This window comes from Pseudomonas sp. URIL14HWK12:I5 (genome assembly GCF_900176445.1).
Lineage (GTDB): Bacteria > Pseudomonadota > Gammaproteobacteria > Pseudomonadales > Pseudomonadaceae > Aquipseudomonas > Aquipseudomonas monteilii.
Genome location: NZ_FWXQ01000003.1, coordinates 1 through 14,019 on the forward strand (window position 1 = coordinate 1; position 14,019 = coordinate 14,019).

General features: G+C 63.1%; 12 protein-coding genes and 1 pseudogene. 9 read left to right on the forward strand and 4 right to left on the reverse strand.

Annotation, left to right across the window (positions count from 1 at the left end; translation table 11 throughout):
- Both B9A31_RS08165 and B9A31_RS08170 read left to right on the forward strand, forming a co-directional pair.
- The coding region (locus B9A31_RS08165) for a DUF6708 domain-containing protein (protein ID WP_371851087.1) at positions 1 to 516 on the forward strand (516 nt) is incomplete at its 5' end.
- A 71-nt stretch (positions 517 to 587) separates the two neighbouring features.
- Positions 588 to 1,100: an HIT family protein gene (locus tag B9A31_RS08170; RefSeq protein WP_019097021.1), complete on the forward strand. Its 513-nt coding sequence runs from the start codon at positions 588 to 590 to the stop codon at positions 1,098 to 1,100.
- A 414-nt stretch (positions 1,101 to 1,514) separates the two neighbouring features.
- Here the strand turns inward: B9A31_RS08170 and B9A31_RS08175 are convergent, their stop codons facing one another.
- Positions 1,515 to 2,441 (reverse strand): LysR substrate-binding domain-containing protein, encoded by a 927-nt coding sequence (locus B9A31_RS08175; protein WP_019097019.1) that lies wholly within the window; start codon positions 2,439 to 2,441, stop codon positions 1,515 to 1,517.
- A gap of 300 nt (positions 2,442 to 2,741) precedes the next feature.
- On the opposite strand from B9A31_RS08175, the gene B9A31_RS08180 reads away from it, so the two are divergent.
- The 3 genes and pseudogenes from B9A31_RS08180 (at position 2,742) to B9A31_RS08185 (ending at position 4,375) form a co-directional block, all read left to right on the forward strand.
- On the forward strand, positions 2,742 to 3,188 hold the full coding sequence (locus B9A31_RS08180; protein WP_019097018.1) for an acetyltransferase: 447 nt from the start codon (positions 2,742 to 2,744) through the stop codon (positions 3,186 to 3,188).
- 213 nt (positions 3,189 to 3,401) lie between these two features.
- Positions 3,402 to 3,569, forward strand: a pseudogene (locus B9A31_RS27275) (EmrB/QacA family drug resistance transporter); the annotation flags it as partial.
- Between the two features lie 68 nt (positions 3,570 to 3,637).
- A complete protein-coding gene (locus tag B9A31_RS08185; protein ID WP_019097017.1) occupies positions 3,638 to 4,375 on the forward strand; it encodes a GntR family transcriptional regulator in 738 nt (245 codons plus the stop codon).
- Between the two features lie 22 nt (positions 4,376 to 4,397).
- Here the strand turns inward: B9A31_RS08185 and B9A31_RS08190 are convergent, their stop codons facing one another.
- Both B9A31_RS08190 and B9A31_RS08195 read right to left on the reverse strand, forming a co-directional pair.
- Positions 4,398 to 7,481 carry a MexW/MexI family multidrug efflux RND transporter permease subunit gene (locus B9A31_RS08190; protein ID WP_025754930.1) on the reverse strand — a complete coding sequence of 1,028 codons (3,084 nt, stop codon included), beginning with the start codon at positions 7,479 to 7,481 and terminating at the stop codon, positions 4,398 to 4,400.
- Complete coding sequence (locus B9A31_RS08195; protein ID WP_084296868.1) at positions 7,478 to 8,575, reverse strand: efflux RND transporter periplasmic adaptor subunit; 1,098 nt, start codon at positions 8,573 to 8,575, stop codon at positions 7,478 to 7,480. The genes B9A31_RS08190 and B9A31_RS08195 overlap by 4 nt, the downstream gene beginning before the upstream one ends.
- A gap of 85 nt (positions 8,576 to 8,660) precedes the next feature.
- Here B9A31_RS08195 and soxR point away from each other — a divergent pair, with 85 nt between their 5' ends.
- On the forward strand, positions 8,661 to 9,116 hold the full coding sequence (soxR, locus tag B9A31_RS08200; RefSeq protein ID WP_019097014.1) for a redox-sensitive transcriptional activator SoxR: 456 nt from the start codon (positions 8,661 to 8,663) through the stop codon (positions 9,114 to 9,116).
- An 11-nt stretch (positions 9,117 to 9,127) separates the two neighbouring features.
- Here soxR and B9A31_RS08205 read toward each other — a convergent pair whose 3' ends face one another.
- Entirely contained in the window at positions 9,128 to 9,424 is a 297-nt protein-coding gene (locus B9A31_RS08205; RefSeq protein WP_016714831.1) for a DUF3144 domain-containing protein, read from the reverse strand.
- Positions 9,425 to 9,809: 385 nt separating this feature from the next.
- On the opposite strand from B9A31_RS08205, the gene mtlD reads away from it, so the two are divergent.
- The 3 genes from mtlD to B9A31_RS08220 all read left to right on the forward strand — a co-directional run bounded on the left by mtlD (position 9,810) and on the right by B9A31_RS08220 (position 13,971).
- Positions 9,810 to 11,954, forward strand: a complete 2,145-nt coding sequence (mtlD, locus tag B9A31_RS08210) for a bifunctional mannitol-1-phosphate dehydrogenase/phosphatase (RefSeq protein WP_084296869.1) — start codon at positions 9,810 to 9,812, stop codon at positions 11,952 to 11,954.
- Positions 11,955 to 12,256: 302 nt separating this feature from the next.
- The gene (locus B9A31_RS08215) at positions 12,257 to 13,039 is read left to right on the forward strand and encodes an aldolase (RefSeq protein WP_019097010.1); all 783 of its coding nucleotides are present in this window, start codon (positions 12,257 to 12,259) and stop codon (positions 13,037 to 13,039) included.
- Between the two features lie 44 nt (positions 13,040 to 13,083).
- Entirely contained in the window at positions 13,084 to 13,971 is an 888-nt protein-coding gene (locus tag B9A31_RS08220) for a dihydrodipicolinate synthase family protein (RefSeq protein WP_019097009.1), read from the forward strand.
- The last annotated feature ends 48 nt before the right edge of the window (positions 13,972 to 14,019 follow it).

A 14,019-nucleotide genomic window follows, 5' to 3' on the forward strand; every position in this document is an offset into this window, starting at 1 on the left:
ATACGACTTGCCCTAATTTGGCACCCGAGCCGTACCGGTCTCCCGCACATGGAAATAGCCCAGATCGGCAAACAAGGCCAAGGCGGCAGTGAACTCCGCGACGAGTGGGAGTTCATCCGCCGCTACATGGAAGAAGGCCCGTACGCCGTCCCCCGCCCTCGCCTTAGCACCCAGCTGCCCTCACCCATCCAGGCCTTCAGCGCCCAGTTCGAGGGCCTTGGCCGTTTCTTCCGCAAAAGCAGCTGGCTTTTCAAAGTCATCCTGCTCATGGTCTGGCCCGCGTTCGTCATCATCGGCACAGGCCATTGGCTCAGCCTGCTGCTGTGCTGGCGACCGCACTGGCCGAAAGTGATCCGCGAGGCCGGCATGCCCGGCAAGCCCGTGCCATCAGTGACGACGCTCAGCGACTACCCGTCAGCCATCCAGGAGCGCCTGCTCGCCAACGCCGACCGCTGGCAACTCAAGCCTGGCAGGCGCCCGGCGAAAAAATCGCGCAAGCGCAGCGCCCACCCATAAACCCTTCATGCCATCGCGACAGGTTACCGGCCCTGCGCTAACCTGCCCGCTTTGCCACAGGAAGGCGTGAAATGCAGGCGAACTTGGACATCCCCTCCCGCTTCATCATCCACGAAACCCGGCACTGGGTGCTGAACCACCGCATGAACAGCGCCCTGCCCGGTTACCTGATGCTCAGCGCACGGGCGCCGGTCAACTCACTGGCGGCCCTGCCCGTTGAGGCCCAGGCCGAGCTCGGCATTCTCATGGCGCGCACGCAGCAGGTGATGGAAGCGCAGCTGCAACCGGCGCGGTTGTACATGGGCCGGTATGGCCATGACGCGGGGTATGCCATCCACTTCCATTTCATCCCTGTTTACCCTTGGGTCGAAGCGCTGTTCTGGGCAGACGAGCGATACCGGGCGCTGCAGGCATTGGGCTGGACCGATAGCGTGCAGCCGCAAACCGACGGCGCCGAGTTGACGCTATACGTCTGGCGTGAGTTTTGTGAGCGCCCTGAACCACCGGCGATACAAGGGTATTCAGTGGACGAAGCCATTACCCTGTTGCGCAGCGCATTCTTGGACGGCTGCGCGCCGTATTGACTGAAATGGAAGCCTCCATGCGCCCCAACAAGGCTTGCCCCGTAGTCCTTTCATCCTCGCTGCCTGCAAAGATCCTGCTGTTTCGCCACCCTCAGGCCAGCGGCGACTCCACCACCTGCAGGCCATCCCCGGCTGCACCAGGCAGCTGGGCAGTACACCGATCAGGTCACTGCTGCGCAACACCTCCAGCAGCATCAGAAAGCTCGGCACCGACAGGCATACCCGCCGCGCCCTGCCGATACGCGCGAGCGCTTCATCGCTGACACCGTGAACGGCACCGCTGCCCAGCGAGACGATTGCGTGCGCCAGCGTACAGAAGGTGTCGAGGTCCAGGTGCCCGGTGGCCCGATCGACATGCGCCGAGCAGTAGTCTGATCCCGTGCGATGCTCGCCTGATTCTGCAAATGATCGCGGCTAGAGCCCGATGGCCACCTCACGCTCGCCGCCCATGTACTGCGCCAGGCGACTGCGCAACCAGCGTTCGGCAGGGTCGCTGTCGGTGGTGCTCAACCAGACCATGGCCAGTTCCAGTGCAGCCGTCTCGAACGGCAACGTCTCGGCCTGAAGGTTGCCCCAGCGCTCCATGCCTTGCGCGGCATAATCCGGGCAGCAGGCCAGCAGGTCGGTGCCGGCCAGAATCGCCGGCAATGAACTGAACTGCGGCACCGACAACACCACCTTGCGTTCACGGCCGATTTCTTTCAGCCAGTCGTCGACCACGCCCTGCGTATTGGCGGTGGGCGAGACCTGAACGTGCGGGCGGGCGCAAAACTCATCCAGTGTCAGTGGGGTGGCTGACTTGTCGGCCCGCACCACCCTGCCCTGCAGGGTGCGCAGCACCTTGCGCTTGGCATTGGCTGGCAGCCCTCTGGTCTGGCTGATGCCAACCGTCACATCGCCTGCTGCCAGCAAATCCGGTATGCGCCAGTAATCCACATGCTGCACAACCACCACCACGTTCGGCGCCTCCACCCGCAGGGCCCGCAGCAGTGGCGGCAGCAAGCCCGACTCCACGTCATCGGACAAACCGATGCGAAACGTCATGTTGCTGGTCGCCGGGTCGAAGTCATGGGACAGGCTGAGGGCGATGGACATCGCATCCAGCGCCGGGGTGAGGTACTTGATCACCTCTTCGGCCCTGGCCGACGGTTCCATGCGGTTGCCCACACGGATCAGCAACGGGTCGTTGAACATCGCCCGTAACCTGGCCAGCGCGGCGCTGACCGTGGGCTGGGCGATGAACAGTTTTTCTGCCGCACGGGTGAGGTTGCGCTCCTGCATCAGGGCTTCGAACACCACCATCAGGTTGATATCGGCTTTGCGCAGTTCGTTTCGGTTCATTGGCGCTCCCGGGGCCATGCTTGTTTTGCGGGTCAATTGCAGCATTGACAGTAATCCTGACCCAGTCAAAGGTGCAGACTTGTATAGCCAGTGCTGGCAACCTACTTTCCAAAGCCCGAATCAGGCTGCGTTGCCCCAGACAACCCAATCCGGGTACCCTTCCCACTCTTCCCTTCCGGCTTCCCCTGCCGTGCACCGCCCAGGCGTTGATTCGCGAAGCGGTCATTCATGATGCCGACCCTTGCATGGCCGCCAATCCCCGGCGTGCCCACCCGCCATCAATACATTCAGGATGACCTCATGATCATTCGCCAAGGCAATGTTGCCGACTACCCGCAGCTGCTCGACATCTGGCTGCGCGCCGTGCGCGCGACGCACCACTTTCTACAACCCGCCGACATCGACGCGTTGCTGCCACAGCTGCGCGACATCTACTTCCCGGCCGTCGAGCTGTGGGTAGCAGTCGACACAGATGACCAGCCGCTGGGCTTCATCGGGTTCAACGAGCAGCATGTGGAAATGCTCTTCGTCGACCCCGACCTTCATGGGCAAGGCATCGGCCGCGCGCTGCTGGACTTCGGCCGCCAATCGCGCCACTCAATGAGTGTCGACGTCAACGAGCAAAACCCGCAGGCTGTGGGCTTCTACCGGCATTACGGTTTCATCCAGACAGGCCGTTCGCCGCTGGATGGCGAGGGCCGGCCATTTCCGTTGCTGCACATGAGCTTGCCCATAGGGAGTGATTGAGACGCACGCATGGCAATGGGTCACCAGGTGCTTGCCGTTAGATATGCAACGCCTTCGAAATCGAGCGCCGCGCGGGCGGCGCTCGATCTCACAGACGCCGCATCAATTACGTCGAACAATAAGAAAAACAAGAAAAGCCCTGAACACCCACAATTATGTTTCTTAATTAATGCCAAACACGCGATCTAGACTCACTAATTCTCCCTTTACCCGCTGGGGGCGAGCCTGAGCGCCGACAGTGCCGACAACGTGATCATCCCGTCCACGGTGGTGCGTGGCATTGGCCAGCCGTTCATCATGGTGGCGTTGTCGGTGCTGGCGGTGGCCGGGCTGGACAAGCGCGAGCCCGGCTCGGCTTCGGCGGTGTTCTCCATGCTGCGCGCCCAGCGGGCCGCGTGAGGGGGCTGGTACACTGTGCCTCCACACACTGTGCCCGACAGACCAACCGTATGAACCCGACGCGCTACGCCATCGTGGCAAAGGACTTGATGCAAGGCATCGCCAGCGGCCGCTATCCGGTGGGCAGCCTGCTGCCGACCGAGTTCGAGCTGTGCGACCTGTACGGCGTAAGCCGGCACACGGTGCGTGCGGCCATCGACCAACTGCTCGGACAAGGGCTGGTTTCGCGGCGCAAACGCGTGGGCACCCGGGTGGAGGCCAGCAGCCCGCTCGGTGGCTATTCACAGTCGCTGGCCAGCGTGGCCGACCTTGCACACCTGGCCGAAACCCAGCAGCGGGAAATCCAGGATGTGAGGCACTTCGTCGCCGACCTGAGCGAGGGGACACGGTTAGGGTTGGTACCGGGGGAGCATTACTTCTGCGTGTCCAGCATCCGCATCGACCGCCTGCACAGTGCCGCACCGCTGTGCTGGACCGACGTGTATGCGCAGCGCGACTATGCCCAGGTCATCGAACTCGCCCGCGAGCACCCCGACCAGCTGATTGCCGGGTTGATCGAACAGCACTATGGCCGGGCGATCGCGGTGGTCGACCAGCAGGTGCGGGCGGTGTTACTGAGCGCAGAAATGGCCTGCGCGCTGAAAGCCGAGGCGGGCTCACCGGGGCTGAAGATCATTCGCCATTATCGCGAGGAAAACGGCGATTTGATGGCGGTTTCAGAGACGGTGCATCCGGATGACCGCTTTACCCTGGTCACCCAGATGCGCCGGGATCGCTCGCCTGTCTGATCCCAGGCACGCAAGGCCGCTCCTAGAGGGGCCGCAATTGCTGCTCGGCCTCGATCAATTGCTTGCTGCGCACCGACACCACCCGATGATCCCGCGCCAGCCACCCATACACCGTCGGCAGCACGAACAACGTGAACAAGGTGCCCACCAGCATCCCGCACACAATCACCACCCCCAGCCCGAAGCGGCTGTTGGCCCCGGCACCACTGGCGAACAGCAGCGGCAGCACGCCAAAGGTCATCGCCGCCGTGGTCATCAGCACAGGCCGTAAACGTATCTGCGCAGCGCGGACGATAGCCGCCGCCCGATCAAGGTTGTCGCGCACCTGGATCTCGTTGGCGAACGCCACCATCAGGATGCCGTGCTTGCTGATCAGGCCAATCAACGTCACCAGTCCGATCTGCGTGTAGATGTTCAACGTGGCCCAGCCTAGCGCCAGCGGCAGCAGCGCACCGCAGATCGACAGCGGCACGGTCACCAGAATGATCAGCGGATCCACCAAGCTTTCGTACTGCGCCGCCAGCACCAGGTAGATCACCACCAACGCGGCAATAAACGCCCACATCAGGGCAAAGCCCTCCTGCACGTACTGCCGTGATTCCGATTGCCAGTCGTGGCTGAAGCCAGGCGGCAACTCACTGGCCAGCTGCTCAAGAAATGCCACGGCATTGCCCATCGACACACCCGGCGCCAGTATCGCCTGCAAGGTGCTGGCATTTTGCTGATCGAATTGCAGCAAGCGATTAGGCGCAACCTCGATATCCAGGTGCACCACCGTGGCCAGCGGCACCAGGCTGTCGTCCTCGGCGCGCACATATTGGCGGTTCAACGCTGCAGGCGTCAGGCGCTGGTCCTGAATGCTCTGCGGAATCACGTCGTAGGAGCGTCCGAACAGGGCGAAACGGTTGAGGTACTGCTCGCCCACCAGCACACCCAGCGACTCGCCGATGGCCTGCATGCTGATGCCCAGGCTGGCTGCCTTGGCCCGGTCGATGCGCACCTTCACCACCGGGTTGTTGTAGTCCAGGTCACTGTCCACCACGGCGAACAAACCACTGTCGCGGGCACGCTGCTTGAGGGCTTCCATGGTCTGGTACAGCTCGGGGTAGTCATGGGCACTGCGCAGCACCATCTGCACCGGCAAGCCTCCGCTGGAACCCGGTAGCGAGGCCACCTGGAAGGCGAAAATGCTGCTGCCTTCGATGTCCGCTACCGCCTGTTGAAGCTGCGCCTGCACCTGTGCAGCAGAGCGCTCGCGGGCCTGCCAGGCACTGAGGTTGATGCCGCCGAAACTGGCGGCCGGCCCGTCGGTGCCGTTGATGATCCAGGTGTCGGTGGTTTCGGCAATGGACTTCATCACCTGGTCGAGCTTCTGCGCAAAGCGTTCCGCATAGTCCAGGCTGGCATGCTGCGGCGATTTGATAGCCGTGAGCACCGCCGCCTGGTCCTCGGGGGGTGCCAGTTCGCGCTGTGGCAGCAGGTACAGCCAGGGCAGGCTCAGGCACACCAGCAGTCCCACGCCGCCACTGATCCAGCGATGAGACAGGGTGTAAGCCAGCACCCGCCCGTAAGCCCCGGTCAGCGCCCCGAACAACCGGTCCGCCAGGTTGGCCAATGCGCCGTGCTGCTGACCGGGTTGCAGCAGCAGCGAGCTCATCACCGGCGACAAGGTAAGCGCCACCACCCCAGACACGATCACCGCCCCCGCCAGGGTCAGGGCGAACTCGCGGAACAGCGTGCCGGTCAGCCCGCCCATCAGCCCGATTGGTGCATACACCGCCGCCAGCGTGAGGGTCATGGCAATCACCGGCCCGGCAATTTCCCGCGCCCCGGCCAATGCTGCAGCAACCGGCGACTTGCCCTCCTCGATATGGCGGTGCACGTTCTCCACCACCACGATGGCATCGTCCACCACCAGGCCGATGGCCAATACCATCGCCAGCAAGGTCAGCAAGTTGAGGCTGAAGCCGAACAGCAGCATCAGGCCTGCGGCGCCGAGCATCGACAACGGGATGGCCACCACCGCGATCAACACGCTGCGCAGCGACCCCAGGCACAGCCAGATCACCAGCACCACGATCAGCATCGCTTCTACCAGGGTGCGCAGCACCTCGTGGATCGAGGCGTCGATGAAGCGTGCGGTCTCGTAGGCCAACGCCACATGCACGCCCGGTGGCAGGGTCTGCTGAATCTGCGGTAGCAGCTGGCGAATGCCCTCGACAATCACCAGCGGGTTGCCGGTTGGCGTGGGGAACAAGCCCAGGTGCACGGCCGGTTTGCCATCCATGGTGGCACTGGTCTGGGTGGCCGCCGCACTCAGCTCGACGGTGCCGACATCGCGCAGGCGTACCAGGTCGGTGCCCGCGTTACGGATGATCAGTTCGCGAAAGTCCTCGACCCGGGTGAGGTCGGTGTCCACCTGGATGTCGGCCAGCACGTACTGGCCGCGCACCTGGCCAGGCGTCGCCTGGTAGTTGTTGGCACGCACTGCCTGCGCCACATCGGCTGCCGTCACCCCGCGCCCGGCCATCCGCTCGCTGTCCAGCCACAGGCGCATCGCCAGGCGCTGCCCGCCGAACGACTGCACCTTGGCCACGCCGTCGATGCCGGAGAACTGCGGTTCCACCACCCGCGACAGGTAATCGCTCAGCTCGGGTATCGACAAGGTATCACTGGCAAAGCCTACGTAGGCCACGGCAGTGGAGTCACCTGCCGACAGCTCCACCACCGGGTCGTAGGCTTTTTCCGGCAGGCGATAGCGCACCTGATTGACCTTGGCCATGGTCTCGGCCAGCGCCTGGGTCGAGTCGCGGTTCAGCACCATGCGCAGGGTAATCAGGCTGCGCCCCTGCTGCGATGACGAGGACAGGTAGTCGATGCCCTCCACCGAAGACACCGCCTGGGTAATCGGTTGGGTCACGAAGCCTTGCATCAGCTCGGCAGAGGCCCCGGGATACTCGGTGCTGATGGTGATGGTCGAGCTTTCCAGCAACGGGTACTGGCGGATCGGCAGTTTGCCCATGGCAAACAGCCCCAGCAGGATGATCAGGCTGCTGACCACCAGCGCCAACACCGGGCGGCGCACGAAGACGTCGGTGAACTTCACGATTGCCGCCCTCCCTGGCTGGCCTGCAGGCTGTCCTGGGCCACCGGCTCGACAGACATGCCATCGTTCAGTTTCAGCTGGCCAGAGACCACCACCTGATCACCCGGCCCAAGGCCAGAGATCACCTCCACCAGCCCCTGCCAGCGCTCACCGGTGGTGACCTGCACCCGTTTCACACGGGTGCCATGCTCCGCGTCCCGGGTGGCGACGAACACCGTCTGCCCATAGGCGGTGTAGGTAATTGCGGTTTCTGGTACGGCCAGCACCGTCGACGGCTGTGCCGCGTCCAGGCGTACGCTGGCGTACATGCCCGGCTGCAACTGCCCGTCCGGGTTCACCAAGGCGGCCTGCACCTGCACCAGGCGCGCCTTGCTGACAACCGGGTCGACCGCCACTACCTGGGCCTTTAAGCCTCGGCCGCGCAGGGCATCCACATCCAGTACCAGCACCTGCCCCACCTGCACGTCGGGCGCAGCCTGCTCGCCCAAGGAGAAGTTGACGTGCAACTGGCGGGTATCTGCCAGGCTGACGATGGTCTCGCCAGCGCCCAGGTATTGGCCCTGATGTACCCGGCGAATGCCCAGCTTGCCGGCGAACGGCGCACGGATGGCCTTCTGCGCGATCAACGCCTCGACGTGCTGCAACTCGCCACTGGCCACATCCACGGCAGTGGCGGCGTTATCGAACAGCTCCTGCGATACAGCATGCATAGCCAACAGTTTGCGGCTGCGCTGCAACACCACTTCGGCGTTACGCAGTTTGGCCTGCAACTGCTGGCGCTGGGCCTGCTCCGGGGCGTCATTGAGCTGCACCAGCACCTGCCCGGCGGTGACGGTCTGCCCAGACTCGAACGCGATACGGGTAATGCGCCCCGCCACCTCGGCCGCCACCTGCACCTGGTTGACCGCCTCCAGCTCCCCCGAGGCAAAGTTCTGCCGCGCCACCTGCACCTGCTCGGCCGTGGCCAACGCCACCTTGGTTGCCGGCCATGCGGCAGCAGCGGGTTGCATCGAGCTGTTGCCCACCAGCGCATAGGCGCCCGCCAGCACACCTGCCACAACGCCGGCACAGGCCAGTAACGTCCTTTTGTTCATGCAGTGCTCCGATCAATCAGGAAAGCGGTTGCGGGGAAGATCGGGCAGGACTATAAGAGCTCAACTTAACTTGAGGTCAACAGGCATGGCAGCGGACAACACGCGGATGCTCACGGTAGGCGAAGTGTCCAGGCGCAGCGGCGTGGCGGTGTCTGCGCTGCACTTCTACGAGTCCAAGGGGCTGATCGCCAGTGTCCGCACCGCCGGCAATCAGCGCCGCTTTCCCGCGCTGGTGCTGCGTACGCTGGCGATCATCAAGGTGGCGCAGCGCACCGGTATTGCGCTGGAGGAAATCAAACAGGCCTTCAGCCGTTATGCACCCAACAGCAAGCTCACGGCGGCGCAATGGGGCGAGATGTCCACGGCCTGGCGCGAAGACCTGAACGCCCGCATCCGCACGCTGGAGGCACTGCGCGACAGCCTGGACAACTGCATTGGTTGCGGTTGCCTGTCGCTGGAAGACTGCCCGCTGCGTAACCCCGAGGATGTGCTGGGCAAGGAAGGTAGCGGGGCGCGGATTCTCGAAAAGAAGGCCCGCTAGCCGCACGCGTGTCAGTCGCCTTTGCCCAGCACAAAGCGGTCAAAGTGCTCGATGTGCTCATCCAGGTTGTCTTCGAGCATCATCCGGTACTGCTCGCAGAAGTACTTCAGAATCTCTTCCCGGGCGGCTGCCAGCTCCGCGCCGCTCTTGAAACTGCGGGCGCTCATCCAGGCACTGAAACGGGTCGCGCCGAAGGTGAGCGAGGCGCTGACCTTGCCCAGGTCTTCGAATTTTTCGATCTGCTGGTTGGCCAGGTCGATGTGCGCATCGGCGCGGTCGTAAAAGGCCTGATCGGTAGCTTGGGTCATTGCGGTTCACCTGGTAACGGAAGCCCAAGCCTTGCATGGCGGCGCGCATACGTGCAAGGCTGAAAAAGGATCACCCGCAATGAAAAAGGAAGCAAAGCACCTCATGCCAGGAATCACACGTATCCATCGCTACTTGCGCCCACTGCCTGCAAACCGGACTGCAGTCAGTGGGCGTGACCTCAAAGGCAAACGCGTCATCCGCCTCGCCTCCAAACTCGCAACACTGCTCTGCACGCCCCGCTCTGCCCCGCCTTACCTCTGTGTCACGCCCGAGCGTGCACGTGCCAAACGCCTGCCCCCGACCTGACTGCCAACGCTGCAGCGCACAACGCCGTTCTCGCTTGCTACAGGCGGGATGTCTGACGCACTTACAGGGGCAACACTCATGCTTTTATTTCAAGGCAAACAGATTCACAGCGCCATCTTCGACATGGATGGCACCCTCTTCGACACCGAGCGCCTGCGCTTCAGAACGCTCAAGCAAGCCTCGCTGGAAATCTTCGGCAAGGCACTGGGCGAACACACACTGATCGGCTCGCTGGGCCTGAGCGCGAAAAAAGCCGAAGCCCTCGCCAAGGCGCACAACGGTGAAGACTTCCCTTATGCTGAAATCCGCAAACGCGCGGATGAACTTGAGCTGGAGTACGTGCGCAATCACGGCGTACCGATCAAGGCAGGCCTGCTGGAAGTGCTGGAGCGCCTGCGCAAGTCGGGCCTGACCATGGCGGTAGCCACGTCCAGCCGCCGTGCCATCGCCGAGGAATACCTGATCAACGCCAATGTGCTGAAGTACTTCGATATCACCGTGTGCGGCGATGAAGTCAGCCAGGGTAAACCCCACCCCGAGATTTTCCTGAAAGCCGCCCGCGCGCTCAATTGCGAGCCGGGCCAATGCTTCATGGTCGAGGACTCGGAGAACGGCATGCTCTCGGCAATGCGCGCTCAGGGGCAGGCGATCCTTATCGAAGATATCAAACCGCCGGCCCCCGAGATCAAGGCAGGCGCGCTCAAGGCCTACCGCAGCATGACCGAGTTCCTGGCCGATTTGAGCGAGTGCGTTCCCGACCTGGGCATGCCCGAATTGAACGACACCTTCCCGGCCTCCATGAACCAGTTCCGCGTGGGCATTCATGGTTTCGGCGCCATCGGGGGTGGCTACCTGACGCAGGTCTTTTCCCATTGGGATGGCTACACCCGGCCTTGTGAGATCATTGCCGCGACCCGCTCGCGCATGCTGCGTGAAAGCGTCAATGCCTTCGGCCGTTACAGCGTGCGCTACGGGGCCACTTCGTTCGACCAGACCATCGACAATGTGCGCATGATCGACATGGACGATGATGATGCACTGGTCCACATGTACACCGCTGCCGAAATTGTCGGCCTCAGCCTGCCCGAGCAGGCCATCCGCAACCAGGCGCAGGTGATTGCCAAAGGCCTGTTGAAGCGCTTCGAACGCCGTGGCCGTGAGCTGACGTTGCTGATCGTGCTGAACAAGGTGGGCGGCGCTGCGTTTGTGCGCCGCCATGTGCAAGCGGAGCTGGCATTGCTGTGCCCGCCAGCAATCGGCGAGCAAGTGCTGGAAAAGACCCACTTCGCCGAAACGGTGGTCAGCCGCATCGTCTCCAAGCTCAGCAACGACGCTCTGGTACGGCAACTGCGCATCAAGTCGCAGATGTTCCAGAACAGCCTGGAAGACGAGCCGGCGGTCGCCACAAAGGCATCGACGCCAGTGCCTGAATACGAACGACTGATCGGGCGCTTCAGGCCCTTTGCCCAGCCCAGCAGTGCGATGAGCCAGTTGCACCTGATCCTGTTCAACAGCGAACCCGACATGCCGCTGTATGTAGAGCATGGCAGCGACCTGCTCGAACGCCTGCGCCAGGTGAAGACGGTGCCTGACATCACCCAGATCCAGGTCATCAAGAACCGCTTGTGGAATGGCCCGCATGCCATCGTTGCCTGGTACGCCAGCCTGCTGGGCCATGACTCGGTAGGCCAAGGTATGGGCGATGCACAGGTGAGCGAACTGGCCGAGCGCCTGATTCACCAGGAAGTCGGCCCCGCGCTGGTGGCGGAGTACCCACAGATGGCGGAAGTGGTCAGCCCTTTTGCCGATACCTTCCTGGAGCGTTGCAAAACCTCGTTCAAAGACCCTTGTGCCCGGGTGGGGCGCGACCCGTTGCGCAAGCTTCAGCGCAACGAACGCATTTTCAGCAGCATCGAGCTGGCCCACAAGCATGGTATTCAGACCCCCGGGCTTGCGTTGGGTGTGGCGCTGGCCCTGCATCACGCCCTGCATGGCAAAGAAACCAAGGACCTCGAAGCCCAGGCGATCAGGCAGGTGTACCAGGCCAATGACGCCAGTGTAGAAGCCGTGCTTACCCATGAGGGCGACTACAACGGTAAGCGTTTTCCAGGGTTGGACCCGGTCAGGGATGCGCAACTGATCACAGCAATTTCTGGTGCTTTCCGGCAACACATGCCAAAGGAAGTGATAACCGGACTGGACCAACCAAGCGTAGGCACCTGATGCCGTGATGCATCAAGGGCGTTGGCACCGCCACCCTGTGCGAGCGACTTTCTCGAGTAACCCTTGAATGCTGGGCACGACCACTGTGGGAGCGGGCGAAGCCCGTGCCATCTGCCGCATCGCCTGATTCGCGGGCATGCCCGCTCCCACAGTCACCGCGCCACTTTCAGATCCTGTAAAGAACCCAGGGCATGACACATCGCTTGCATATGACACCTTGTGTCATTAATATCGCGCTGTGTCCTGATGACAGCAACCTGTCCATCAGCAACCCATCGCCCTTTCCCATGCAGGTACCGCCCATGACGACCACCATGCAGGCTCCCAAGGACCAACTGGTCAAACTCGCCCAGCAGCAAATGCTGACCGCGCTGGCCGACAACACCTACACCGCCCGGCAAAAGCTCGCCCTCACCTGCCGCATCCTCTTCGACGGCGGCCACGACTCAGGCCTCGCCGGGCAGATCACCGCCCGCGCGCAGGAGCCCGGCACCTACTACACCCAACAACTGGGCCTGGGCTTCGACGAAATCGCCGCCTCCAACCTGCTGGTGGTGGACGAGGACCTCACCGTGCTGCAAGGCCGCGGCATGGCCAACCCGGCCAACCGCTTCCACAGCTGGCTGTACCGCGCCCGCCCCGACGTCAACTGCATCATCCACACCCACCCGCTGCACAGCGCCGCGCTGTCAATGCTGGAAGTGCCGCTGGCCATCTCGCACATGGACCTGTGCCCACTGTTCGACGACTGCGCCTTCCTCAAGGAATGGCCCGGCGTGCCGGTGGGCAACGAAGAAGGCGAAATCATCGCGAAGGCAATTGGCGACAAACGCGCCATCCTGCTTTCCCACCACGGCCTGCTGATCGCCGGTGGCTCGATTGAAGAAGCCTGCGTGCTCGCCCTGCTGTTCGAGCGCGCGGCAAAGATGCAACTGCTGGCCATGGGCGCCGGTGACATACGCCCTATCCCCGAAGCACTGGGCAAAGAGGCCCACGACTGGATCTCCACCCCCAAACGTCATGGCGCCGCGTTCAGCTACTACGCACGCCGTGCCTTGCGTGCCCATGGCGACTGCCTGGGCTGATCGAAGCTGTACTCTTTCCTCAACAACGGCAAAGGTGCCTGGTCATGTCTACACCTGTAATTCGCGGCGTTATCGGCTACACCATCACTCCCTTCACGGCAGACGGCACGCTCGACCTGGATGCATTGGGCACGTCCATCGACAGCTTGATTGCAGGCGGTGTGCACGCCATCGCACCGCTGGGCAGCACCGGCGAAGGGGCCTACCTGTCCGACAGCGAATGGGAAACCGTGGTGCGCTTCAGCCAGGCACGCATCGCCGGGCGTGTGCCCAGCGTGGTCAGCGTCTCTGACCTGACCACTGCCCGCACCGTGCAGCGTGCCCGCCTGGCACAGGCCTGCGGCGCCACGGCAGTGATGGTGCTGCCCATCTCTTACTGGAAGCTCACCGAAGCCGAAGTGGTCGCCCACTACAAGGCGGTCGGCGCCGCCATCGACATCCCGATCATGCTTTACAACAACCCGGGCACCAGCGGCACCGACCTGTCGGTGGAGCTGATCCTGCGCATCCTGGGTGAAGTACCCAATGTGACCATGGTCAAGGAAAGCACCGGTGACATTCAGCGCATGCATCGCCTGTTCACCGCTACCGATGGCCAAGTGGCGTTCTATAACGGTTGCAACCCGCTGACCCTGGAAGCCTTGGTGGCCGGCGCTACCGGCTGGTGCACCGCCGCCCCCAACCTGATCCCGGCACTGAACCTGGCGCTGTGGGACGCCGTGCAGCAAGGCCAGCTGGCCGAAGCCCGCACGCTGTTCTACCGCCAGTACGAGCTGCTGGAGTACATCACCCGCCGAGGCCTGCCCACCACCATCAAGGCCGGTTTGAAACTGCTCGGCCAGGATGTCGGCGCCCCGCGCCTGCCCCTGCAGCCGCTGGATGCACAAGGCAGCGCTTACCTGAAAAACCTGCTGGTAGCGCTGGCCAGCTGACCCTGAAACCTGTCCGTCAGCCTGTGGCTGGCGGGCAGCGCATTTCTA

Coding starts and splice junctions, on each gene's coding strand:
- soxR (WP_019097014.1), top strand. CDS start 8,661: ATGGCAGCGGACAACACGCGGATGCTCACGGTAGGCGAAGTGTCCAGG.
- B9A31_RS08205 (WP_016714831.1), bottom strand. CDS start 9,424: ATGACCCAAGCTACCGATCAGGCCTTTTACGACCGCGCCGATGCGCAC.
- mtlD (WP_084296869.1), top strand. CDS start 9,810: ATGCTTTTATTTCAAGGCAAACAGATTCACAGCGCCATCTTCGACATG.
- B9A31_RS08185 (WP_019097017.1), top strand. CDS start 3,638: ATGAACCCGACGCGCTACGCCATCGTGGCAAAGGACTTGATGCAAGGC.
- B9A31_RS08195 (WP_084296868.1), bottom strand. CDS start 8,575: ATGAACAAAAGGACGTTACTGGCCTGTGCCGGCGTTGTGGCAGGTGTG.
- B9A31_RS08215 (WP_019097010.1), top strand. CDS start 12,257: ATGACGACCACCATGCAGGCTCCCAAGGACCAACTGGTCAAACTCGCC.
- B9A31_RS08180 (WP_019097018.1), top strand. CDS start 2,742: ATGATCATTCGCCAAGGCAATGTTGCCGACTACCCGCAGCTGCTCGAC.
- B9A31_RS08170 (WP_019097021.1), top strand. CDS start 588: ATGCAGGCGAACTTGGACATCCCCTCCCGCTTCATCATCCACGAAACC.
- B9A31_RS08220 (WP_019097009.1), top strand. CDS start 13,084: ATGTCTACACCTGTAATTCGCGGCGTTATCGGCTACACCATCACTCCC.
- B9A31_RS08175 (WP_019097019.1), bottom strand. CDS start 2,441: ATGAACCGAAACGAACTGCGCAAAGCCGATATCAACCTGATGGTGGTG.